The sequence below is a fragment of the Halorubrum sp. JWXQ-INN 858 genome, assembly GCF_009806985.1.
Classification (GTDB): Archaea; Halobacteriota; Halobacteria; order Halobacteriales; family Haloferacaceae; genus Halorubrum.
Map to the genome: position 1 here is coordinate 171,378 of NZ_WUAX01000011.1, position 21,004 is coordinate 192,381.

Annotated in this window: 20 protein-coding genes; 9 read left to right on the forward strand and 11 right to left on the reverse strand. The window is 69.5% G+C overall.

The window, feature by feature from the left end:
• Positions 1–203 precede the first annotated feature (203 nt).
• The 3 genes from GRS48_RS09650 to GRS48_RS09660 all read left to right on the forward strand — a co-directional run bounded on the left by GRS48_RS09650 (position 204) and on the right by GRS48_RS09660 (position 2,788).
• Positions 204–1,175, forward strand: coding sequence for an aliphatic sulfonate ABC transporter substrate-binding protein (locus GRS48_RS09650; protein ID WP_159485923.1), 972 nt, complete (start codon positions 204–206; stop codon positions 1,173–1,175).
• 28 nt (positions 1,176–1,203) lie between these two features.
• Complete coding sequence (locus GRS48_RS09655) at positions 1,204–1,971, forward strand: ABC transporter permease (protein WP_159486421.1); 768 nt, start codon at positions 1,204–1,206, stop codon at positions 1,969–1,971.
• Between the two features lie 61 nt (positions 1,972–2,032).
• Entirely contained in the window at positions 2,033–2,788 is a 756-nt protein-coding gene (locus GRS48_RS09660) for an ABC transporter ATP-binding protein (RefSeq protein ID WP_159485925.1), read from the forward strand.
• 84 nt (positions 2,789–2,872) lie between these two features.
• On the opposite strand, the gene GRS48_RS09665 is transcribed toward GRS48_RS09660, so the two are convergent.
• The 3 genes from GRS48_RS09665 to GRS48_RS09675 all read right to left on the reverse strand — a co-directional run bounded on the left by GRS48_RS09665 (position 2,873) and on the right by GRS48_RS09675 (position 7,155).
• On the reverse strand, positions 2,873–4,108 hold the full coding sequence (locus GRS48_RS09665; protein WP_159485927.1) for a digeranylgeranylglycerophospholipid reductase: 1,236 nt from the start codon (positions 4,106–4,108) through the stop codon (positions 2,873–2,875).
• A gap of 435 nt (positions 4,109–4,543) precedes the next feature.
• Complete coding sequence (locus GRS48_RS09670; RefSeq protein WP_159485929.1) at positions 4,544–5,407, reverse strand: 2-oxoacid:ferredoxin oxidoreductase subunit beta; 864 nt, start codon at positions 5,405–5,407, stop codon at positions 4,544–4,546.
• Positions 5,404–7,155, reverse strand: coding sequence for a 2-oxoacid:acceptor oxidoreductase subunit alpha (locus GRS48_RS09675; RefSeq protein ID WP_159485931.1), 1,752 nt, complete (start codon positions 7,153–7,155; stop codon positions 5,404–5,406). The genes GRS48_RS09670 and GRS48_RS09675 overlap by 4 nt, the downstream gene beginning before the upstream one ends.
• A 272-nt stretch (positions 7,156–7,427) precedes the next feature.
• Between GRS48_RS09675 and GRS48_RS09680 the strand changes: the two genes are divergently transcribed.
• Positions 7,428–8,072, forward strand: coding sequence for an FAD-dependent oxidoreductase (locus GRS48_RS09680; RefSeq protein ID WP_159485933.1), 645 nt, complete (start codon positions 7,428–7,430; stop codon positions 8,070–8,072).
• An 80-nt stretch (positions 8,073–8,152) separates the two neighbouring features.
• Here the strand turns inward: GRS48_RS09680 and GRS48_RS09685 are convergent, their stop codons facing one another.
• Complete coding sequence (locus GRS48_RS09685) at positions 8,153–8,746, reverse strand: hypothetical protein (protein ID WP_159485935.1); 594 nt, start codon at positions 8,744–8,746, stop codon at positions 8,153–8,155.
• A gap of 135 nt (positions 8,747–8,881) precedes the next feature.
• Positions 8,882–9,985, reverse strand: coding sequence for a pyridoxal phosphate-dependent aminotransferase (locus GRS48_RS09690; RefSeq protein ID WP_159485937.1), 1,104 nt, complete (start codon positions 9,983–9,985; stop codon positions 8,882–8,884).
• Positions 9,986–10,128: 143 nt separating this feature from the next.
• Between GRS48_RS09690 and GRS48_RS09695 the strand changes: the two genes are divergently transcribed.
• Entirely contained in the window at positions 10,129–10,620 is a 492-nt protein-coding gene (locus GRS48_RS09695; RefSeq protein ID WP_159485939.1) for a metal-dependent hydrolase, read from the forward strand.
• A 376-nt stretch (positions 10,621–10,996) separates the two neighbouring features.
• On the opposite strand, the gene GRS48_RS09700 is transcribed toward GRS48_RS09695, so the two are convergent.
• Entirely contained in the window at positions 10,997–11,788 is a 792-nt protein-coding gene (locus tag GRS48_RS09700; RefSeq protein WP_321168379.1) for a PHP-associated domain-containing protein, read from the reverse strand.
• A 97-nt stretch (positions 11,789–11,885) separates the two neighbouring features.
• On the opposite strand from GRS48_RS09700, the gene GRS48_RS09705 reads away from it, so the two are divergent.
• Together GRS48_RS09705 and GRS48_RS09710 are read left to right on the forward strand one after the other, a co-directional pair.
• Positions 11,886–12,182 carry a hypothetical protein gene (locus tag GRS48_RS09705; protein WP_159485941.1) on the forward strand — a complete coding sequence of 99 codons (297 nt, stop codon included), beginning with the start codon at positions 11,886–11,888 and terminating at the stop codon, positions 12,180–12,182.
• A 110-nt stretch (positions 12,183–12,292) separates the two neighbouring features.
• Positions 12,293–13,468, forward strand: coding sequence for a TRC40/GET3/ArsA family transport-energizing ATPase (locus GRS48_RS09710; protein WP_159485943.1), 1,176 nt, complete (start codon positions 12,293–12,295; stop codon positions 13,466–13,468).
• 93 nt (positions 13,469–13,561) lie between these two features.
• Here GRS48_RS09710 and GRS48_RS09715 read toward each other — a convergent pair whose 3' ends face one another.
• The 4 genes from GRS48_RS09715 to GRS48_RS09730 form a co-directional block, all read right to left on the reverse strand.
• Positions 13,562–14,770 carry a CaiB/BaiF CoA-transferase family protein gene (locus GRS48_RS09715; RefSeq protein WP_159485945.1) on the reverse strand — a complete coding sequence of 403 codons (1,209 nt, stop codon included), beginning with the start codon at positions 14,768–14,770 and terminating at the stop codon, positions 13,562–13,564.
• Positions 14,771–14,870: 100 nt separating this feature from the next.
• On the reverse strand, positions 14,871–16,364 hold the full coding sequence (locus GRS48_RS09720; protein WP_159485947.1) for a tripartite tricarboxylate transporter permease: 1,494 nt from the start codon (positions 16,362–16,364) through the stop codon (positions 14,871–14,873).
• Positions 16,365–17,024: a tripartite tricarboxylate transporter TctB family protein gene (locus GRS48_RS09725; protein ID WP_159485949.1), complete on the reverse strand. Its 660-nt coding sequence runs from the start codon at positions 17,022–17,024 to the stop codon at positions 16,365–16,367.
• Between the two features lie 9 nt (positions 17,025–17,033).
• Complete coding sequence (locus tag GRS48_RS09730; RefSeq protein WP_159485951.1) at positions 17,034–18,029, reverse strand: tripartite tricarboxylate transporter substrate binding protein; 996 nt, start codon at positions 18,027–18,029, stop codon at positions 17,034–17,036.
• Positions 18,030–18,236: 207 nt separating this feature from the next.
• Between GRS48_RS09730 and GRS48_RS09735 the strand changes: the two genes are divergently transcribed.
• Complete coding sequence (locus GRS48_RS09735; RefSeq protein WP_159485952.1) at positions 18,237–18,878, forward strand: helix-turn-helix domain-containing protein; 642 nt, start codon at positions 18,237–18,239, stop codon at positions 18,876–18,878.
• Here the strand turns inward: GRS48_RS09735 and GRS48_RS09740 are convergent, their stop codons facing one another.
• Complete coding sequence (locus tag GRS48_RS09740) at positions 18,879–20,033, reverse strand: LeuA family protein (RefSeq protein ID WP_394351199.1); 1,155 nt, start codon at positions 20,031–20,033, stop codon at positions 18,879–18,881.
• A 174-nt stretch (positions 20,034–20,207) separates the two neighbouring features.
• On the opposite strand from GRS48_RS09740, the gene GRS48_RS09745 reads away from it, so the two are divergent.
• Positions 20,208–20,978, forward strand: coding sequence for a DUF2103 domain-containing protein (locus GRS48_RS09745; protein ID WP_159485954.1), 771 nt, complete (start codon positions 20,208–20,210; stop codon positions 20,976–20,978).
• Positions 20,979–21,004 lie beyond the last annotated feature (26 nt).

The window sequence follows — 21,004 nt, forward strand, 5'->3', positions numbered from 1 at the left end:
TCAAAGCGCCCTATCCCCGACCCTTTCACTCCCGACCAGCCGGACAGTCCACGATATCGTACGTCTCGGCCACGGTCAGTACGGGACCCTCGATGTGTGCCTCACACGCCTCCATAGATTATTACTATAGTGCATCATAGCTACCTTCGAATATGCGTTTTAGCTATATTAGCTTATGAGTGGAGCCCGTCGGTCGGGACACGATGAACAGAAGACAGTTCCTTCGCGGGGCCGGGGCGGGGGCCGCCGGGGCCCTGCTCGCCGGCTGCGTCGGCGACGACGGGCGGACGGTGACGGTCGACTACGCCTACTACAACCCGATCAGCCTCGTGTTGCGCGAGCACGGGTGGCTGACCGAGGCGTTCGCGGACACGGAGGTCGAGGTCGAGTGGGTACTCAGCCTCGGCAGCAACGAGGCCAACGAGTACTCCCAAAGCGGCGCGGCCCAGGTCGCCTCCACGGCGGGCGTCGCGGCGCTGATGGCCCGCTCGAACGGCGTCCCGATCACGACGCCGTACGTCTACTCCGAACCCGAGTGGACGGCGCTCGTGACGTTCGCGGATCGGGAGATCGAGGGTGTCGCCGACCTCGAGGGAAAGAAGGTCGCGGCGACTCGCGGCACCGACCCGTACTTCTTCCTGCTGCAGGCGCTCGACGAGGTCGGGTTGAGCGAGGACGACGTCGAGGTCGTCCATCTCCAACACCCGGAGGGACAGTCGGCGCTGGCGAGCGGCGACGTCGACGCGTGGGCGGGGCTCGACCCACACATGGCCGAGCTCGAGCTCGAACACGACGGCGCGGAGCTGTTCTTCCGCGAGCCCGCCTACAACACGTACGGGTTCCTCAACTTCCTCGACGGGTTCCTCGCGGACCACCCCGAGGACGCGCGTCGGGTCATCGAGGCGTACGAGCGCGGTCGGGCGTGGGCGATCGAGAACCCGACGGAGACGGCCGGGATCCTCGCCGCCGAGTCGGAGATGTCCGAGCCGGTCGCCGAACGCGTGTTCACCGCGCGAAACGACCTCTCCGATCCGATCCCCGAGAGCGCCCATCGGGAGCTGCTCGCCGACCTCGCGCCGATCCTCGAGCGGGAGGGCCTCGTCAACGACGACGCTGACCCCGCAAGCAGCGTCGACGACCTGCTCGACACGGGGTTCGCGAACGGGGTGAACTGACGTGGCGACCGCCGAGGAGCGCTCCCGGCTGCGGGACGTTCCGATCCCCGCGATCGGAGGCGTCCGATGGCTGCTCGGGCTCGTGGTACCCGCGCTGCTCGTCGTCGTGTGGCACCTCCTCGTGACGACGGGCGTGTTCGCCGCCCATCAGCTGCCCGAGCCGCTGCGCGTCGTCGGCACGCTCTACGCGATGGGCGTCGCCGGCGACCTGTGGGGCCACGTCGCGATCACGCTCCAGCGCGTGTTCTTCGGCGTCCTCCTCGGGGTCGCCGTCGGGACCGGGCTCGGGACGCTCACCGGGCTCTCCGGGCTGGCGAGCGACCTGCTCGACCCGCTGTTACAGAGCCTCAAGAACATCCCCTCGCTGGCGTGGGTCCCGTTGTTCCTGCTGTGGTTCGGCATCGGCGAGGGGGCGAAGGTGCTACTCATCGCCGTCGGCGCGTTCTTCCCGGTGTATCTCAACCTCTCGACGGGGATCGGAGAGGTGAGCGAGGACTTACTGGAGGTCGCCGAGGTGTACGACCTCGGCCGCGTCGAGGCGCTTCGGACCGTCGTGTTCCCGGCAGCCCTGCCGAGCCTCCTCGTCGGGATCCGCGGCGGCGTCGGGCTGGCGTGGATGTTCGTGGTCGCCGCCGAACTGATCGCGGCGAGCCAGGGGATCGGGTTCCTGCTGAGCGACGGGCGCGTCCTCGCACGACCCGACGTCATCGTGGGATCGATCCTGCTGTTCGCCTTCCTCGGGAACCTCTCGGACCTGGCCGTCAAGGGGGTGCAACGTCGTGTCGTCGACTGGTGAGAGGGCGGACGTTTCGGGGAATGACGACCCGACGGCGGACCCTCCGAGGGATGACGACCCGATGGCGGACGCCCCGTCGGAGCCGACCCTGTCGGTCCGGGGACTGACGAAGCGCTACGGCGACACCGTCGCGCTCGCGGACGTCGACCTCGCCGTCCGAGGGGGGGAGTTCGTCGCGGTCGTCGGCCCGTCCGGCTGCGGGAAGAGCACGCTCCTACGGGTGCTCTCGGGGTTGGAAGACCGGTTCGAGGGGCGCGCCGCCGTCGACGGCGACGACGTCCGCGAGGGCGGCAGCGACGCCGTCGGGATGGTGTTCCAGGAGCCGCGCCTGCTCCCGTGGACCGACGTCCGCGGGAACGTCGCCGTCGGGCTCCCAGCGGACGTGGACGCCGCCGACCCGGACGCACGCGCCCGCATCGACGAGCTGATCCGCATCGTCGGCCTCGGCGGGTTCGCGGAGCGTCGACCCGCAGAGCTCTCGGGCGGGATGAAACAGCGGGTGTCGCTCGCCCGCGGGCTCGCGTACGATCCCTCCGTGTTGTTGCTCGACGAGCCGTTCTCCGCGCTCGACCGGCTGACGAAACACGAACAGCAGGACCACCTCAGTGACGCCTGTGCCGAGCGGGGGACGACGGTCGTCCTCGTCACCCACGACGTCGAGGAAGCGGCATACCTCGCCGACCGGGTCGTCGTCCTCGGCGACCAGCCCGGACGGGTCGAGACCGTCGTCGACGTCGACGCCGATCGACCGCGTGAACGGACCGACGAGGACCTCCTCGCGGTCCGTGCGAGGATCGTCGAGGCGCTCGGGGTGTAGCTGCGCTCCGGGTCTTCCGGGAGGAGGCTTCCGGGAGGAGTCCTACGAGAGGGGTGTTTCGAGAGGGGTCTTCCGGGAGGCGTCCTACGAGAGGAAGTGTTCGCGGGCGTACTTCGCGAGCAGCGGGAGGTCGCTGAGATGAAGGAGTTTCGCCATCGCCCGTTTGTGTCCCTCGTTGGCCAGCGCGAGCGTGTCGTCGTCCGTCGTTTGGAGGTCCCGCATGAAGCGGTCGTAGCGCTCGTTCGGCGCGAGGTACAGCATCTCGGTGAGCATGAGCCGCGCCCGCATCCGCGGGGCGACCTCTTCGTGCCAGAGTCGGTCGTACGTCGCGAGGCTGTCGGCGTCCGTCGGCCGGCCAGAGTCGGTGAGACACTGGTCGATCGTGACCGCGGCGGCCCGCGCGGACTTCATTCCCTTGTGTATCCCCTCGCCCCACAGCGGGTCGATCGACGGGACCGTGTCGCCGATCGCGAGGAAGCCGTCGGTGTGCATTCGGTCCGGCATCTGGATGTGCGCGGAGCCGCGGTGGACCTTCCCGCCGAGCTGCTCGGCGTCGGCGAACCGCGGGTCGTTCTCCAGCCACTCCGCGAGGTAGCCGTCTATCGTCTGTCCCTCCGCGGCGAACTCGCGGTGGCTGTCGTTCTGGATGTAACAGAGCCCGACCTTCGCCGTGTCCTCGCCGGTGGCGAAGATCCACGAGTAGCCGCCCGGCGCGATCTCGTGGTCGAGCCGGAGCATCATCGCCCGGCGGAGGTCCGCGTAGTCGGGGTGGTTCATCTCGACGCCCTCCAGCTCGTACTCGATGCCGATCGCCTGGTTCTCCCGACGGAGGTCGACGACGTCGAGCGCGCTCGCAACGGGGGCCGCCGGGCCGGTGGCGTCGACGATCACGTCGCCGTACACCTCCTCGTCGCCGGCGTACCTGACCCCCTCGATGACGCCGTCGTCGTCGAGGATCGGTCGCGAAACGCGCGAGTCGAACCGGTACTCCGCACCCTTCTCACGGCCGTCGGCGACGAGGAAGCGCTTGAACTCCGCGAACTCCAGGACGGCCCCCGGCTGGTACGTCTCGTAGTAGTCGTTCGGCGACTCCAACACCACGTCGTCGGTGTACTGCATCACCACGTCGTCCGGGATCCCGAACGACGCCATCATCGACGGGAACGTCCCCGCCGTCGATTTGTTGCTCTGTCGAGGGAACTCGTCTTCGGGCTCCGTTTCGAGGACGACGACGTCGTAACCCCGCGCCGCCAGATCGCGGGCGCACTGTGCACCAGCCGGGCCCGCGCCCGCGATCACGACGTCGTAGCGGTCAACCATACACCGTCAATATAGGTCCGGGTAATTAGTGTTGCTGAAACCGTCCGGAACCCGTCGCGAGAGGGCCGTGGTCGCCCGTTTTTGACGATCTATCGAGGTCGGATTACCGCGGCGGATCCGGAGAACGGCTCGGACGGATCGGGCGGCCAGGAGACGCGACCGCAAACGAGTCCGTCACCGATCACGCCGATGTACAGGTTCCGTCGAGGACCGTCGCACGGAACCACGTCCGTGGCCGTCGGCTCGTCGTCGACGTGCGGGGCGCGTCACGGCTCGGACGTATCGGAGACGCGACCGCGAACCGGACGAAAGGTAGTCGCCCTTCGACCGACGAGCTTCCGACGTCAGTGAAACCCGCGGATGGGGAGTCAGTAGAACCCGCGACAGGGGTCAGTAAAACCCGCGACGGAGAATCAGTAAAGCCTGCGACGGGGGTCAGTAGAACTCGCGGACGAGGTCGGTCGCGCCCTCGGGCGCGCCGTCCGGGATGACGGACATGTCCTCGTCGACGCCGTGCTGTTCGTGGTACGGCACCGACTCCTCGTCCTGATACAGGATGCCCTGATACTCCTTGTCGGAGTCGAGGATGACCTCCTTGGCGGCCTCGTAGTCGGTCCGGTCGTGGTCCGTCTCCGCGAGGTCGACGAGCGAGTCGCGGAAGTAGTCGTAGGTGTCGACGTCGTTGAACGTGACACACGGCGAGTAGACGTTCACGAAGCCGAAGCCGTCGTGCTCGATCGCCTCCTGGATGATCTCCTGGTGGCGGAGCGCGTCCGAGGAGAACGACTGCGCGATGAACGTCGCGCCCGACGCGAGCGCGAGCGCGTGGGGGTTGACCGGGGGCTGTTTCGGGCCCTCGGGCGAGGTGGAGGTCTCGAAGTCCGGGCGCGAGGTCGGCGAGGCCTGCCCCTTCGTGAGGCCGTAGATGCGGTTGTCCATCACGACGTACGTCATGTCGACGTTGCGCCGGACGGCGTGGACGAAGTGGCCCGCGCCGATGGAGTAGCCGTCGCCGTCGCCGCCCGCGACCATCACTTCGATGTCGGGGCGCGCGAGCTTCACGCCCGTCCCGACGGGCAGGGCCCGGCCGTGAACGCCGTGAAGCGCGTAGCTGTGCATGTACGTGCCGATCTTTCCGGAACAGCCGATGCCGGCGACGACGAAGGTGTTGTCAGGGTCGTTCCCCGTCTCCGCGAGGCCCTTCATCATGCCGTTCATCGTGCCGAAGTCGCCACAGCCCGGACACCACGTCGGCTGCTTGTCGGACTTGAAGTCGGTGAATCTGATCTCTGAGCTCATTGGGACGCCTCCAGGGTCTCCTTGATATCGTCTGCGAGTTCGTCGGCCTTGAATCGCACGCCGGTGTACTTGTTGATGCGGTCGACGCGTTCCAACACGTCGTGTTCGACGATGTCGGCGAACTGTCCGGTGTTGTTACACTCGACGACGATCACGTTCTCCGCCGCCGCGACGGCCTCCGAGAGGTCCGGTCGCGGGAAGAGGTACGGCACCGAGAGCACGCGAACGTCGGTTCCGTCGTCCGCGAGGAGGTCGAGCGCCTCGACGAGCGCGCCCTCGTTCGACCCCCACGAGATGACGAGGTTCTCCGCGTCCGCCTCGCCGAACTCGCGCGGGCTCCAGTCCTCCCGCTCCTGTGCCGTCTCGACCTTCCGGTTCCGCTTGTCGACCTGCTCGACGCGCATGTCGGTGTCCTCGGTCCGCCGGCCCTGCTCGTCGTGCTCGAGGCCCGTCGACATGTGCGCGCCGTCGGCCGTGCCGGGGAGCGCGCGCGGCGAGATCCCGTCGTCGGTGATCTCGTGCGGCTTGAAGCCGCCCGACTCGGTGAGGTGGTCGTCGATCGTCGACTCGTCGACGACGAACCCGCGGTCGATCTCGACGGCGTCCATGTCGAACGCCTCCGGCGGGAACGTCTCCTCCGTGACCGCCATCGCGAGGTCGCCGGTGAGGTACACCGGGATCTGGTACTTCTCGGCGAGGTTGAACGCCTCGACGGTCTTCCAGAAACACTCCGCGACCGTCGTCGGCGCGAGGACGAACCGCGGGATCTCGCCGTGGCCGCCGTACAGCATGTGGTTCAGGTCGCCCTGCTCCTGTTTCGTCGGCATCCCCGTCGAGGGGCCCGAGCGCATCACGTTACAGATGACGAGCGGGGTCTCGCTCGTCGCGATCAGCCCGAACGTCTCGGTCATCAGGTCGATCCCCGGTCCGGACGTCGCCGTCATCGCGCGCGCGCCGCCGCGGGCGGCCCCGAGCGCCATGTTGATCGCGGACAGCTCGTCTTCCGCCTGCACGACGTGGCCGCCGTACTGCTCGATGCGGCCGGTCAGGTACGTCATCACGTCCGTCGCCGGCGTGATCGGGTAGCCGGAGTAGAACCGACAGCCGGCGGCGATCGCGCCCATCCCGATCGCCTCGTCGCCGTTCAGCAGGACGTAGTCGTTGTCGGTGGTCTCCAGCTCGTAGTCGAACTCGTGGTCGTACTCCTCGGCGACGTACGACTGGCCCGCCCGGGCCGCCTCCTTGTTGTTGTCGACGAGCTTCTGGCCCTTGTCCGCGAACCGCTTTTCGAGCGCGGAGTCGAGGTTCTCGATCGGGAACTCGGCGACCTCGCAGGCGGCTCCCAGCGCGACGACGTTCCGCATGATCGCGCCGCCGGCCTCCTCGGCCAGCCGCTTGAGGGGGACGTCGAGCCCGACCATCTCGCCGGGGATCTCGACGTTCTGCATCGTCGTTCGGTCCCCGTCGTAGATGATGACCGAGCCGTCGTGGAGCTCGTCGAGGTTCTCCTCGATCGTTCGGGGAGTCAACGCGATGAGTACGTCGAGGCGGTCGACGACGCTCTGTACCTTGTCGACGGACGTTCGGATCTTGTACGCGGTGTAGCCACCACGGATCCGGGACGCGAAGTCCTTCGACGTGAAGACGTGTCGACCCGATCGCGAGAGCGCTTGGGCGAAGATCTTGCCCGTCGAGTCGATGCCGTCGCCGGCCTCCCCGCCGACGGCCCAGTTGAAGTCCGCTGGCATACTATTTCGTTGGTTCCACCGGACCAATCAAAAGGCTTCTGGAAGGAGTCACCGCCGCGTTTCTGAACGAACGTTCACTCTCTCGCGAATATTGTCGCGTCGTGACGCGTACGCCGCCGAAGAAACGCGCCGTACTGTTCAAACGTCCACCGCGATCGGCGTGGTCATCGATCCGGATCGGACCGCGTTTCGACGGTCGTCGAACCCCTTTGACCCGTGGCGAGTCGCGCCGGGACGGGAACACGTTTGTGTCCGACTCCACAACCGGACGTATGGACGCGACAGTCACCGTGACGGCCGTCGACGACGTCGGCCCCGACACGTACGCCATCCGCTTCGAGACGCCCGACGGGTTCGCCGCCGAGCCCGGCCAGTTCGTGAAGCTCGGCACCGAGATCGACGGCGAGGCCGTCGCCCGGTTTTACACCCTTTCGTCGCCGACGACCGAGGGGACCTTCGAGGTCACCGCCGGCATCGATCCCGAGGAAGGCGGCGACTTCTCGGCGTTCCTCGCCGACCTCGACGTCGGCGTCGAGATGACGCTTTCGGGCCCGTACGGCGACGACCACTACGACGGCGAGCCGCGGGTCGTCGTGCTCGCCGGCGGCCCCGGGGTGGGGCCCGCCGTCGCCATCGCGGAGCGGGCGCTCTCCGACGGCGGCGAGGCGGCCGTGGTGTACCGTGACGACGAGCCCGCCCACGGGGACCGGCTGGACGCGCTCCGCGCGGACGGTGCGACCGTCCGCCTGCTCGGGGAGAGCGACGACCTAACCGACGCCGTCGGCGAGACGGTCACCGGAGCCGACGGCGAGACCGTCTTCGTCTACGGCTTCGCCGACTTCGTCGACGACGCGGCGGCCGCGATCGAGGCCGCCGGCGGCGACGCCGACGCCGCGAAGGTGGAGAACTTCGGCTGATCGGGCGGCCAAGTGAACGGCCGGACGGGCGACCCGGTGGGCGGGTCGGGAGAGCGACGATCAGGGAGAACGGGCGAACGTCAGATCCCGAGCCAGTCGTCTTTGCTGACGTCGTACCCCCGCTCACGACAGAACGACGCCGCCTCCCGGCGGACGGCGCGGGACCCCGGGAGCGTGCCGTCGTCGCGGATCCGATCGACGATCCAGTCGCCGATCGTTTCGACGCCTTCGGTGTCGGGTGCGACCGTCGCGAGCTCCGTGAGCGTCTTCTCGTACCCCGTGCGCTGTGACCCGTCGAGGTCCACCCGCTGTAGCGTCGCGGTGGCCTCCACGATCCGCTTCATCGTCGCGGCGACCCTCGGCCGGCGGACCCGCTTTCGGACCGTGGCCGGGGACTCGAAGCGCTCCTCGTCGGCGTCGGGAACGAGCTCCGCCACGGTGTACGTCGCCGTGGGCGCGCGGATCTCGTGGTCGCCGACCGCCGCGACGACCTCCGCCCCCGTCGCCGGGAACGACACCGCCTCGAGCTCCGCCTCGACGTCGTCGAGCAGCTCCGGGGCCAGCGGCGGCTCCGGCTCGTCGCCGCGCTCCACCGCCGCGTCGATCTCGCGCTCCTGTTGGCGACGCTCCGCGTCCCGTGCCTGCTTGTCCCGACCACGCTTGTCGTCTGCCATACTTTCCGTTGGGTTTCCAACCTGATAGTCCTGTGGCCGACGGTCGAATCGGGTCGGATCGGGTTAGATCGGACGAAGACCGACAGTCGGCCGTCGCCCGGGCTACTCGCCGAACCGCTCGGCAAGTCGCTCGGCCTACTCGCCGAACCGCTCGGCGAGTCGCTCGGCCGCCTCGACCGCACGGGGGGTGACGAGCGCGAAGCGGATCCAGTCGCCGCGCGCGGTGCCGAACGTGTCCCCGGGCATCCCCGCGACGCCGACCTCGTCGATCAGCCGCTTGACGTTCTCCATCGTGCCGGGGAACCCCTCGAAGCGCGCCAGCACGTAGAACGCCCCCTCCGGACGGGTGTACTCCGCGCCGGCCTCGTCGAGCGCGGCGGTGAACGCGTCGATCCGGTCGGCGAGCAGCTCCCGGCCGGCCGCGTAGTACTCCGGCTCGGTCCGCCGAAGCGCGTGGAGGACGGCGTACTGCGACGGGCGCGCGCCGGCGACGTTCACGAGCATGTGGCGGGCCTTTGCCTGAAAGACGTGCTCGTCGGGGAACACCGCGTAGCCCACGCGGAACCCCGTGATCGCCATCGACTTCGAGAAGCCGCTCGTCACTATCCGGCGGTCGGAGTCGATCGTGAGCGCGGACTCGAACGACCCGGTGTGGTCGAAGTGGTCGTACACCTCGTCGACGAGGACGAGCGCGTCGACGGCCTCGGCGATCGCGACCACTTCGCGGACCGCCTCGACGTCGTAGACGGCTCCCGTCGGGTTGTTCGGGGTGTTGAGGACGATCAGCGCGGTCTCCTCGCTCGCGGCCGCGCGGACGGCGTCGACGTCGAGCCCGCCGTCGCGTTCGGTCGGGACGAGCGTCGGCTCGCCGCCGAGCAGCTCGGTCTTCCCGGGGTAGTACGGGTAAACGGGGTCCATGAGCAGCGCCTCGGACCCGGCGTCGCGCTCGAACGCCCGCGCCATCGCGAGGTAGTTCGCCTCGCCGGTCCCGTTCGTGACCACGACCTGGTCGACGTCGACGTTCCGACGGGCGGCGATCGCCTCCCGCAGCTCCACGAGGCCCTCGCTCGGCGGGTACTGGAACGCGTCGCTCGGGAGCTCGGCGTACTCGGCGAGCGCCTCGCGGATCGCGCCCGGCGGCTCCCAGTCGGGGTTCCCGCTCACCATGTCGATGACGTCGCCGTCGGCGGCGGCCGCGTACTCCATCACGTGGAAGAACTGCGGCTCCTCGTACTCCATGGGGGGCGGTCGAGGGCGACCCCCGTGGCTCTTTCGGGACGAGGACGGGGCAAGGACGGAACGTCGCGCGCCGCGATCGCCGCCACGTCGACGGCGTCGGGCGGGATCCACAGCTTTGAGGGACCCCCGTTCGACTCGCGGATATGAACAAACGCGGCCACGTGCTCAACGGGATCCTGCTCGCGATCGGCATCGGGTTCGTGCTCGAGCCGGGCGTCGACCTCGACACCGCGACGAAGATCGCCCAGATATCCGTCCCGATCGTGTTGGGGGCGCTGTTCCCGGACGTCGACACCGCCTTCGGGAAACACCGGAAAACGCTCCACAGCCTTCCCGTTCTCGGGGTGTTCCTCGCGTACCCGATCCTCTTCGACAATCTCCACTTCGTCTGGATCGGCGTGTTGACCCACTACGTGCTCGACCTGGTCGGCAGCCGCCGGGGGATCGCGCTCTTCCACCCGCTGTCCGAACAGGAGTACTCGCTCCCGTTCGGCGTCACGACGAGCAGCAAGTACGCGGACCTCCTCACCGTGATCATCACCGCCCTCGAGATCGTCGCGTTCTGGGCGGTCCACACGTACGTCGTCGAGCTCGACACGGACGTGACCGTGGCGGCCGCCGGATTCGGCCTCTGAGCCGGCTCGTCGACGTCACTGAGCCGGCTCGTCGACCTGCTGAGCTCGAGCTCACAACGTGGCGCGCGCGAGAAACGCGCGCGAGGGAGGTCGGCGGCGGCCGCGGCGCGGCGCGGTGCGGTCCCGCGGCCGCCGTCGACCGAGGCTGGGGAGGGCAGAGGTGCGGTGCAATGCGACCGGTGTGACCCAGTGTGACCCGGTGCGGCCCCGCGACCGCGAAAATCCCCTCGAAACGTGATAAATGACCCACTCACCCGAGGTGGCAACGCGGCGGCTTCCACGTCCCCTTATAAACGACCGACGAACACCGACGCATCACTGATAAACGACCGCCGAACACCGACGAACCACTTATAAACGACGGTCGAACGCCCCGCTACCGCGGGCGGTAGTCCGAGATCCCGCCCGTGTAGACGCTGACGTCGTCGAAGCGTCCCTCGTAGGCGACGTTCGTCGGGAGGGTCGGCTCGTCGCCCGACAGGAAGATCCGGTCGGCTTTCGTCCACGTGTTCTCGTACGCGAGATGGGCGTACTCGAGGAGCCCGCGGAGCCGGTGGGAGAGCCCGCCGCGGTGAACCACCGTTCGGGGCCGCCCCTCGCGGAACGCGTCGACGATCGCCTCGGCGTCGGCGAGCCGCCCGTCGAACGCCGTCCACGCCTCGCCGACGGTCCCCCGGAGGTGGGCGTACGACGACCCGAACCCGGGGATGTCGAGCTCGTCGGCGATCCGCTGTGCGCGGGCGTTCTGATGCGGAAGCAGCTTCGTGTTGTACGTCTCGACGGCGTCGAGCCGAGCGGCGTGCGCCTCGATCTCCGGGCGCGTCAGCGACACCGTCGCGAACGCTGGGTGCGGGACGAGCACCGCGGCGTCCTGCCGGTCGAACTCCGCCATCGCGGCCTCGAAGGTGATGTAGTCGGGGACCGGCTCGGTCAAGCCGAGCGCGAGCAAGTGCCGCCGGTTCCCCCAGTCGCCCGTGAACACCTCGCGGGCGGGGAGGACCGCCAGCTCGTCGTCCGAAAAACGGGCGGCCCGCTCCCGGATCGACGGGAGCCGCGTGAAGTGGGGGGCGTACACGATGGCGTCCATCCCGCGCTCCTTCGCGAGGGCGACGACGTGGGCGTCGAGCACCTTCACGTGGGCGTCGACACGGGTGCGAGGTCGGGTCACGGACGGACGTTGACGCGGCCGAGCAAAGGCGTGTCGTTCGCCCGTCCGCCGCGACTGCGGGGAAAACGGTTAACCCCCTCCCCGCCGACCGCCACGTATGTCCCGCTGGACGTGCGGAATCGACGGCTGTGACGCCTCCTTCGACGACGTCGAGTCGGCGATCGTCCACCAGACGAGCGAGCACCAACGCCACGAGTGTAAGGTGTGTGGAACGATCGTCCCCGACGGCTACTTCGCCATCCGGCACGCCTTCGACGAACACACCCGCGCCGAGTACGTCCGCGCGTACGACGCCGACTCCGAAGCGGTCCGTCGCCGGGAGGACGTCAAACGCGACGTGGAGGCCGAAGCGGACCTCCAGACCGTCGTCGAACGGCTCGACGGCGGCTTATAAGGAACGGGAGCGACGGCGGCTTATAAGAGACGGGAGCGACGGCGGGAGGCGACACGAGACCTCCCGGCGCGGACCGACGGGTACACAAACGCCCCGTCACGACGTGGGGTATGGACGAGATCGACGTCGAGCCGGTAGAGCGCGTCGAGGACACCGCGACCGTCGAAGACGCCGCGACCGCCGAAGACGCCGCGACCGCCGAAGACGCTGCGACCGTCGACGCCGGTGCGGACCTCCCACAGGGGGTCGACGCACCCGAGTACGTGCTGTACGGCGGCAAGGGCGGCGTCGGGAAGACGACGATGGCGGCCGCGACGGGGCTCTCCTCGGCCGCCGGCGGCGTCCGAACGCTCGTCGTCTCGACGGACCCAGCCCACTCGCTGTCGGACACCTTCGAGGTCGACGTCCCCGCGGAGCCCGCGCGGATCCGCGAGGACGTGCCGCTGTTCGCCGCCGAGATCGACCCCGACGCCGCGATGGCGGAGGGGCCGTTCGGCGGGGACGGCGACCCGCTCGGCGGGATCGGCGGCATGGGCGACGCGATGGGCGGCATGGGGCCGATGGGCGGGGCGGCCGCGGACGCCGCCGAGGGGATGGACGACGCCCCCGGCTCGCTCCTCGGCGGCACGATGCCCGGCGCGGACGAGGCGGCGGCGATGCGCCAGCTCCTCGAATACCTCGACGACCCGCGGTTCGACCGGGTGATCATCGACACCGCGCCGACCGGCCACACCCTCCGGCTCCTCCAGCTGCCGGAGATCATGGACTCAATGCTCGGGCGAATGCTGAAGCTCCGCCAGCAGTTCTCCGGGATGATGGACGGCCTCAAAGGCATGTTCGGCGGCGGCGACGACGCCGACCCCACCGCCGACCTCGACGAGCTTCGCGACCGGATCGAGCGGCTGCGCGCCGTCCTTCAGGACCCCGAGAGGACGGACTTCCGCGTCGTGATGATCCCCGAGGAGATGAGCGTCGTCGAGTCCGAGCGCCTGGTCGCCCGCCTCGAGGAGTTCGAGATCCCGGTCCACACGCTCGTGGTCAACCGCGTGATGGAGCGCGTGAGCGACGTCGCTGACGTCGACCCGGAGTGGATCGTCGAGCCCGACCCGGAGGGCTGTGAGTTCTGTGCGCGGCGGTGGGAGGTCCAACAGCAGGCCCTCCGGCGCGCGACCGACCTCTTCCGCGGGCGCGAGGTCAAACGGGTGCCCCTGCTCGCGAACGAGGTTCGCGGGGAGGCGGCCCTACGCGTCGTCGCCGCGTGTCTGGAGTCCGGAACTCGCGACTGAAGCCACGGGTCGGGAGGAAACGCCACGGAGCCGATCGACGGGAAACGCCACGGAGCCGATCGGTGGAAGAAACGCGGGAACGGGAGCGCCGGTTCAGATCACGCCGTCCCGCTCGAGTCGCTCGATCTCGTCCGCGTCGTAGCCGAGCTCCTCGAGCACTCGCTCCGTGTCTGCTCCGAGTGCGGGCGGGTCGGCGGGGTCGATCCGGGAGTACGCCGACGACCGTATCGGGAGCTTCGGGACGGTCACCGTCTCGTGGTCGCCGGTCGCGGTCTCCACCTCGCCGAGCGCGTCGGTCTCGACGAGGTGCGGGTCCGTCGGAACCTCCGAGACGTCCTGAACGGGGGCGACGGGGACGTCCACCTCGCGCAACCCCTCGACGAGCGCCGCCGCGGGGATCGATCCGATGACGGCCTGGAGCGCCTCGTCCAACGCCGGCTCGTTGCGTCGCCGGTCGGCGACGGTCTCGAACCGGTCCTCCTCGTGGAGCCGCACGTCGAGCGCGTCACAGAGCCGCTCCCACTGCGCCTGCGAGGAGGGGCCGACGAACACCCAGCGGTCGTCGGCGCTCCGATACACGTCGTACGGGGCCCAGTTGTCGTGGCCGGCCCCGATCGGGTCGGGCGTCTCCCCGGACGTCTGTGCGTAGACGAGCCAGTACCCCATCAGGGAGACGGTGCTCTCGAACAGCGGCGCGGTGACGCGCTGGCCCGCGCCGGTGTGCTCGCGCTGGCGGAGCGCGGCGACGACCCCGAACGCGCCGAACAGCGCCGCGGTCATGTCGGCGACGCTCGTCCCCGCCCGTGCGGGCGGGTTTCCGGGGTGGCCCGTCACGCTCATCAACCCGGAGAGCGCCTCCGCGACGGGGTCGAGCGCCGGGTACGACGCGTACGGCCCCTCGTTGAACCCCTTCACCGAGCAGTAGACGAGCCCCTCGTTGACCGCGCGGAGGTCGTCGTAGCCGATCCCGAGCCGGTCGGGCGCGCCGGGGCGGAGGTTCTCGACGAACACGTCCGCCTCGGCTATCAGGTCGGTGAAGGCGTCGAGGCCGCCCCCCGTCTTGAGGTCGAGGGTGATCCCCAGCTTGTTCCGGTTGACCGCGTTGAACAGGCCGTTCCCGACCGGGGTGCTGTCCCGGACGGAGTCGCCGCCGCTCGCGCGGCGCTCGACTTTCACCACCTCCGCGCCGAGTTCGGCGAGCAGCAGCGAGCAGAACGGCCCCGCGGCGATGTGGCCGAGCTCGACGACGGTGACGTCGTCCAGCGGGCGATCCAAGTCGGTCTTCGCGTCGGTGTCAGTCATGTGGAATCGGTTTCGCGTGGTTCGGTGTCGGTCCGACCGGCCCGTGTGGAGGCCGTGCCGACGTCGGTTCGGAGTCGTCGAAGGGCCGTGCGGCGTCGGGTCACGTCGCGCCGTGCCCGCGCGAGACGTACCAGTCCTTGAGCAGCGGCCCGACGAGGATGACCAGGACGGCGGCGACGAGCAGGCGGGAGGGCCAGCTCGCGACGAAGATCGTCCACGACCCGTCCGACAGCTGCAGCGAACGGGTGAAGTTCTCCTCGGCGATCGGCCCGAGAACCATCCCGAGGATGAAGGCGATCACCGAGTAGTCGTGTTCGAACATGTAGTAGCCGATCCCCCCGAGCAGGACGATCGTCGCGACGTCGGCCCAGTTGCTGCGGAGGGTGAACCCGCCGGCGATCGCCAACACGACGATCACGGGGATGAGGTAGTCCGTGTTGACCTTGGTCAAGTACTCGGTTCGGGTGATCAGCGCGAGGCCGACGACGAGGATGATCGCGTTCCCGAGGAACAGCGCGACGAACAGGCTGTACGTCAGCGCGAGCTCGCCGTCGAACATGTCCGGGCCGGGCTGGAGCCCGTGCATCAACAGCCCGCCGAGCAGCACGGCGGTGGCCCCCGAGCCCGGGATCCCGAACGACAGCGCCGGAATGAGCGACCCGCCGACGGTCCCGTTGTTGGACGCCTCGGCGGCGATCACGCCCTCGATCTCGCCCCGCCCGAATCCGTCGGACTCCGAAGAGCGCATCGCCTCCCCGTAGGCGACGAAGTTGGAGACGGCCGCGCCCGACCCGGGGAGCGAGCCGATGAACATTCCGATGAACGCCGACTTTACGACCGTCACCGGCCGCGCGGCGACCTCCCGGACGCCCTCCCAGACGCTCCCGGAGGTGTCGACGTCCTCGCGGGCGATCCCGCCGGACTCGCCCGCGAGCTTGAGCATCTCGGCGATCGCGAACAGGCCGAGGATCGCCGCGACGAAGGAGAGGCCGTCGTACAGCGCGAGCGACCCGCCGGTAAAGCGCACCTCGGACAGCATCGGGGCGATCCCGATCGTCGTCAGCATGAGCCCGAACGCGCCGGCGACGAGCCCCTTCACCATCGATCCGCGCGCAACGATGGTGATCATCGACAGCCCGAGCACGGCGACGAGGAAGTACTCCGGCGACCCCATCGCCAAGACGATGGTGACGATGAGCGGCGAGATGACGATCAACGCCGCGACGGTCATGAAGCCCGCCAGCGCCGAGCTCACGGCCGACGCCGACAGCGCCATCGACGCGACGCCCTGTCGCGAGAGCGGGTAGCCGTCGAACGTCGTCGCCGCCGCCGCGGCGGTGCCCGGGACGTTGACGAGGATCGCCGCGATCGACCCGCCGTACATCGACCCGGAGTAGATCCCGATGAGCAGGACGATCGCGTTCGTCCCGCCGAGCGGCAGCGTCAGCGGCAGCGTGACGGCCATCCCGAGGTTCGGCCCGATACCCGGCACCGCCCCGATGACGATGCCGAGGAGCACCCCGGCGACCATCCAGCCGATCGTCGGCCACGAGAAGGCGATCTGGAGCCCTTCGAGGAAGGCGGCGAACGTCATCTAGAGGATCCCCCGTGGGAACAGGAGCCCGCGATCGAGCGGGGCGTTCGCCAGCCAGATGAACAGCCAGCAGAGCCCGACGCCGACCAGCGCGAGCACGGCCACGTACGCGGGTCGCTGCCCGTTCCAGCGGCCGTACGCCGCGACGAAAAGCGGCGTTGCGACGAGGATGCTAGCCACGTACGCGAGCGCCGCGTAGCCCGTGACCGCGGCGAAAAGGAACTGTCTCGGGGTGAATCGGGAGCCGGCGTCTCGGCTCGTCGCCGTTCCGTCCCCGCCCCGATCCGTTCCCGTTCCGTCCCCGCCCCGATCCGTTCCCGTTCCGTCCCCGCCCCGATCCGTTCCCGTTCCGTCCCCGCCCCGATCCGTTCCCGTTCCGTCCCCGGTCGAACCCTGGCTGGGATCGTCTCCGTCGTCAACCGACCCGAACTCCTCGCGGTCGACGAGGTCGACCGGCTCGGCGACGACCCGTCGGACCGGCTCGGGGAGCCGGCTCTCGAACAGCAGTAGGACGCCCCCGACGAGGACGACCGCGGCGGTCAGCCGCGGGAACAGCGCCGCCGAGCTCGACCGGAAGCCGAAGGTCTGCACGACGAAACCGGTCGCGACCGCGAGGAAGACGAACAGCAGCGCGATCTCGGTTCGGTCCTTGCCCTCCATCCTCCGCGACTACTCCGAGGCCTCGCGGAGCTCGTCGATGTCGACGACGTCCGGGATCTCGGTCCACACCCGGTCGAGGACGTCGTCGGCCTCCGACGGCGACCCGTACGTCATCGGGTTGCCGGTGTCGTCGGACCACGACTGCATGACGTCGCCCTCGATGACGGCCTCGATCCCCTCGGCGAGCGTCTCGACGCGGTCGTCCGGGGTCTCCGGCGGGACCCACATCGCCCGCGTGACCTGGCCGATGAAGTCCATGTTCTCGTAGCCGAGGTCCGGGACGGTCGGCGCGTCCGGGAAGACCTCGCTCCCGTTGCTGGTGAGGACGGCGAGCACGTCGACGTCGCCGCTCTCCACCGCCTGTGCGGCACCGGCGTCGGAGGTGACCGCCGCCGGAACTTCCCCGGAGGCGACCGCCTGGTTGATCGGGCCGGCCCCGCTGTACTCGATGTAGTTGCTCCACTCCATGCCGAACCGCTCCTTGAAGAACATCGCGTTCGGCAGGTAGTTGACGCCGAGCCCGCCGAGGTTGTCGTACTCCCCGTCGGTGTAGCCGTCGATGAGGCCGTCGAGGCCGTCGACCTCCTCGTCGGCGTCGGCGACGAGGACGATCGCGTTGAACCCGATCGTCGCGAGCCCCTTCAGGTCGGCCATCTCGAAGTCCGGCGGGTTGACCATCGCCTGGATCGAGGTCGTCAGCGGGTTGAACTTCGCGCAGGTGTAGCCGTCCGGCTCCTCGGTGAGCAGCTGCCCGATCCCACGCATCGACCCCGCGCCCGGCACGTTCTCCGGGCGGATGTTGACGCCCAACTCCTCCGAGAGCGGGTCCGCCATCTGCCGGACGATCGTGTCGGAGCCGCCGCCCTCGTCGAACGGAATGATCACGGTCAGGTCGTCGGACGGGTACTCCCCCTCCTCGCCGAGACAGCCCGCGAGCCCGATCGTTCCCGTCGCCGCGATACCCGCCGCTTTCAGCGTGTCACGTCGTGTGAGCGTTCGTGTCATTGGTGTGGATGTCCGCACGTGGTCAGCGTCCGCCGCCGATCGCCCGTCCTCCCGTGCGCGTCCGTCGCACGGTACTGTCACGAACGATGGCATGAGACATGATCTCATCAAATGGGGTCGGAGGGATAGGGTTTGAGCCTACTCGTGTTGGTGCTTTATATAGGTGGAAGGGAGAACGCTCTTGCGTCCCGAAGGCGACTCGGCGATATGCTCCGAACCACGATCCGGCTCGACCTCGACTCGGATTACGTCCTCAACGACGTGACCCGCGAGTTCGACCGGCCGATCGTCGTCACCCACGAGGAGGTTCACGACGACGGAACCCTCACGTTCGTCGCCGAAGTCCCCGAACAGCGCGACGAGATCGCGGCCCGGCTGGCGGAGTCGAGCGCGGTCGAGCGCGTCGGAACGGCGGGCGAGACGACGCTGTTCGTTCGGAAGCGTTCCTGCGGGGCGATCCCGGTGATCCGGAGACACAACGGGATGCTCCACGGCGTGGACCGCGCGCTCGGCACCGAACGGGTGTTCGACGTGTTGGCGTTCTCCCGGGCGGACATCCGCGACATCGTCGAGGGGTTGGAGGCGATCGGGACGCCACACGTCGAGAAGCTCTCGCGGGTCCCGGACCGCCCGTCAGGGCTCTCGCGCCGCCAACAGGAGGCGGTCGAGACCGCCATCGAGGCCGGCTACTACGACTGGCCGCGTGGGGCGGACGCCGAGACCGTCGCGAGCGAGCTCGGGATCACCCACCCCACGTTCCTCGAACACCTCCGCAAGGCCGAAAAGAAGCTGCTGACCCGCGCGCTCGCGGCCCCCGCCGCCGACGAGTCCGAGCGAAGCGTGCGCTGATCAGTCGCCGTCGCCGTCGGCTGGGCGGTCCGGTCCGTCCGCGTGGACCGCCGCGGCCAGCTCGACCGCCTCGTCGGTCGTCACCGGTCCGTTCGCCGCGAGCCGCTCGAGCAGCGCCTCGACGGCGTCCGGAGTCGGCTCGGCGCCGGCCCGCTCGAGCAGCCGGCTCGCGCCCCGCCTCCCGGTTCCGACCCCGAACACCAGCTCGCGGCTCCCACCGAACCGGTCCGGCGCGTACGGCTCGAAGGTGCTCGGGTCGTCGAGCATCGCCGCCGTGTGCAGTCCGGACTCGTGGCGGGTCACCTCGGCGCCGAGGACGGGCTTCCGTTCCGGGACGGGCTCCTCGAGCGCCGCAAGCACCGCCTCACAGACGGGAACGAGTCCGTCCGCGTCGATCCCGAACGGCTCCGGCTCCGGGCCCGGGTCCGGGCCCGGGTCGTCGTCAGCGATCGCCGTCGCGACGACGAGCTCCTCGAGCGGGACGTTCCCCGCCCGCTCGCCCAGTCCGGCGACGCTCACGTCGGCCTTCCCGACGCCCGCGTCGGCCGCCACGAGCGCGTTCGCCGTGGCGACGCCGAGGTCGTCGTGGAAGTGGACGCCCGCGCGCGACAGGTCGACGTGCTCGTCGAGCTCGGACAGCCGCCGGGCGACCCGCGCCGGCGTCCTGACGCCGACCGTGTCCGCCAGGGTGACGTACTCGACGTCGGGGAACGTCGCGAACGCCCGACGGACGTGCTCCGGATCCGTCCGAAACGCGTCCAGCAGGCTGAGGTGTGCCGTCGCGCCGGCGTCGTCGACGCGGTCGAGCGCGTCGCGAACCGATTCGATCATCCCTTCGCGGGTCTTCCCGAGAACGCGGTCGAGGTGGTGGGTCCCCAAGGGGGCGAACACGTCGACGACGTCGGCCTCCGCGTCGAGCGCGGCGTCGACGTCCGACGGGAGCGCACGGGCGAGACCGACCACCGCGGCGTCGCACTCGGCCGCCAGCGTGGCGATCGCCTCGCGGTCGCGCTCGCCGGTCGCCGGGAATCCCGCCTGCAGGTAGCCGATCCCGAGCCGATCGAGCGCGCGCCCGGCCTCCAGCTTCGCGTCGAGGTCGTAGTCCCGCCCGGGCTGTTGGTCGCCCTCCCGAAGCGTCACGTCCATCAGTTCCACGCCGACTCACCCCGTGCCGTCGCGCCGGCCGGAAGGCGTCCCGGAGGCGTCAGGTAGCTCACGGCTCACCCACCGCCGGACGGGGCATCAACGTTGTTCCGACATACGTAGGGACCACCCGGGAGGGGAACCCGGAACGAACGCCCTTTTACCCGCCACGTGCGTCTCCCCGGCATGAACTGCCGGCGGTGTGGGACCCCGCTCGAGAAGCCCGGGGACTACTGTCTCACCTGCAACACCGCCAACGCCGACGCGGTCGTCGTCGAGTTCGCGCCCGACCGCGCGCGCCTGACGATCCTCGACGAGGACGAGGTGATCGGGACGACGACGGTGACGACCCGCCCGGAGACCGACCAGGAGCTGACGGCGGTCCAGCTGCGGAACTTCGCCGGCCGCGTCGCGGACGAGCTCCGCCGGAAGCGCCCGGAGACGGTGTACGCCGCCGGCGACCGCGACCCCGTCCGCGAGACGCGCGCACAGGTGCACTACGAGTTCTACCGCGTCCCGCCGAGCGATGGCGGCGTCGACGACGCGATCGACGGGACCGAGGGACACGGCGCGGTCGTCGACTGGGTGCTCGATCGACGGGGCGACCGCGCGCTGGAGGTGGTCGAGACCCCGCCGCGCGAGAAGATCGGCGGCTCACACTCAACGCTCATCGGCGGGCGCAAGGGACGCAAGGCGATCGGGACCGTCGCCGGACACCCGCACGTGAAGAAGATCGTTCCGGGCCCGATCGACGCCGGCGGCACCGGCTCCCGGACCGGGTTGCGCGCGAAGGCGACGCGCGCGGGGACGAACGGCAACGTCCGGCTCCTCCTGCGCGACGGCTCCAGCGTCCAGGAGAACCGGATCGTCACGACCGCGATGGACCGCGAGACCGGCGAGCGGGTGCGGGAGGACCTGAACGAGGCGCTCCGGGACGAGGGATTACAGGAATCCTAACCGAGCGGCACGTCCGACGGCCGGAA

What these genes read in the sequence shown, in the direction of transcription:
- GRS48_RS09690 (WP_159485937.1), bottom strand. Translation starts at nt 9,985, where the DNA reads ATGGAGTACGAGGAGCCGCAGTTCTTCCACGTGATGGAGTACGCGGCC.
- GRS48_RS09650 (WP_159485923.1), top strand. Translation starts at nt 204, where the DNA reads ATGAACAGAAGACAGTTCCTTCGCGGGGCCGGGGCGGGGGCCGCCGGG.
- GRS48_RS09685 (WP_159485935.1), bottom strand. Translation starts at nt 8,746, where the DNA reads ATGGCAGACGACAAGCGTGGTCGGGACAAGCAGGCACGGGACGCGGAG.
- GRS48_RS09745 (WP_159485954.1), top strand. Translation starts at nt 20,208, where the DNA reads ATGAACTGCCGGCGGTGTGGGACCCCGCTCGAGAAGCCCGGGGACTAC.
- GRS48_RS09670 (WP_159485929.1), bottom strand. Translation starts at nt 5,407, where the DNA reads ATGAGCTCAGAGATCAGATTCACCGACTTCAAGTCCGACAAGCAGCCG.
- GRS48_RS09665 (WP_159485927.1), bottom strand. Translation starts at nt 4,108, where the DNA reads ATGGTTGACCGCTACGACGTCGTGATCGCGGGCGCGGGCCCGGCTGGT.
- GRS48_RS09725 (WP_159485949.1), bottom strand. Translation starts at nt 17,024, where the DNA reads ATGGAGGGCAAGGACCGAACCGAGATCGCGCTGCTGTTCGTCTTCCTC.
- GRS48_RS09730 (WP_159485951.1), bottom strand. Translation starts at nt 18,029, where the DNA reads ATGACACGAACGCTCACACGACGTGACACGCTGAAAGCGGCGGGTATC.
- GRS48_RS09735 (WP_159485952.1), top strand. Translation starts at nt 18,237, where the DNA reads ATGCTCCGAACCACGATCCGGCTCGACCTCGACTCGGATTACGTCCTC.
- GRS48_RS09660 (WP_159485925.1), top strand. Translation starts at nt 2,033, where the DNA reads ATGGCGGACGCCCCGTCGGAGCCGACCCTGTCGGTCCGGGGACTGACG.
- GRS48_RS09710 (WP_159485943.1), top strand. Translation starts at nt 12,293, where the DNA reads ATGGACGAGATCGACGTCGAGCCGGTAGAGCGCGTCGAGGACACCGCG.
- GRS48_RS09720 (WP_159485947.1), bottom strand. Translation starts at nt 16,364, where the DNA reads ATGACGTTCGCCGCCTTCCTCGAAGGGCTCCAGATCGCCTTCTCGTGG.
- GRS48_RS09695 (WP_159485939.1), top strand. Translation starts at nt 10,129, where the DNA reads ATGAACAAACGCGGCCACGTGCTCAACGGGATCCTGCTCGCGATCGGC.
- GRS48_RS09675 (WP_159485931.1), bottom strand. Translation starts at nt 7,155, where the DNA reads ATGCCAGCGGACTTCAACTGGGCCGTCGGCGGGGAGGCCGGCGACGGC.
- GRS48_RS09705 (WP_159485941.1), top strand. Translation starts at nt 11,886, where the DNA reads ATGTCCCGCTGGACGTGCGGAATCGACGGCTGTGACGCCTCCTTCGAC.
- GRS48_RS09680 (WP_159485933.1), top strand. Translation starts at nt 7,428, where the DNA reads ATGGACGCGACAGTCACCGTGACGGCCGTCGACGACGTCGGCCCCGAC.
- GRS48_RS09715 (WP_159485945.1), bottom strand. Translation starts at nt 14,770, where the DNA reads ATGACTGACACCGACGCGAAGACCGACTTGGATCGCCCGCTGGACGAC.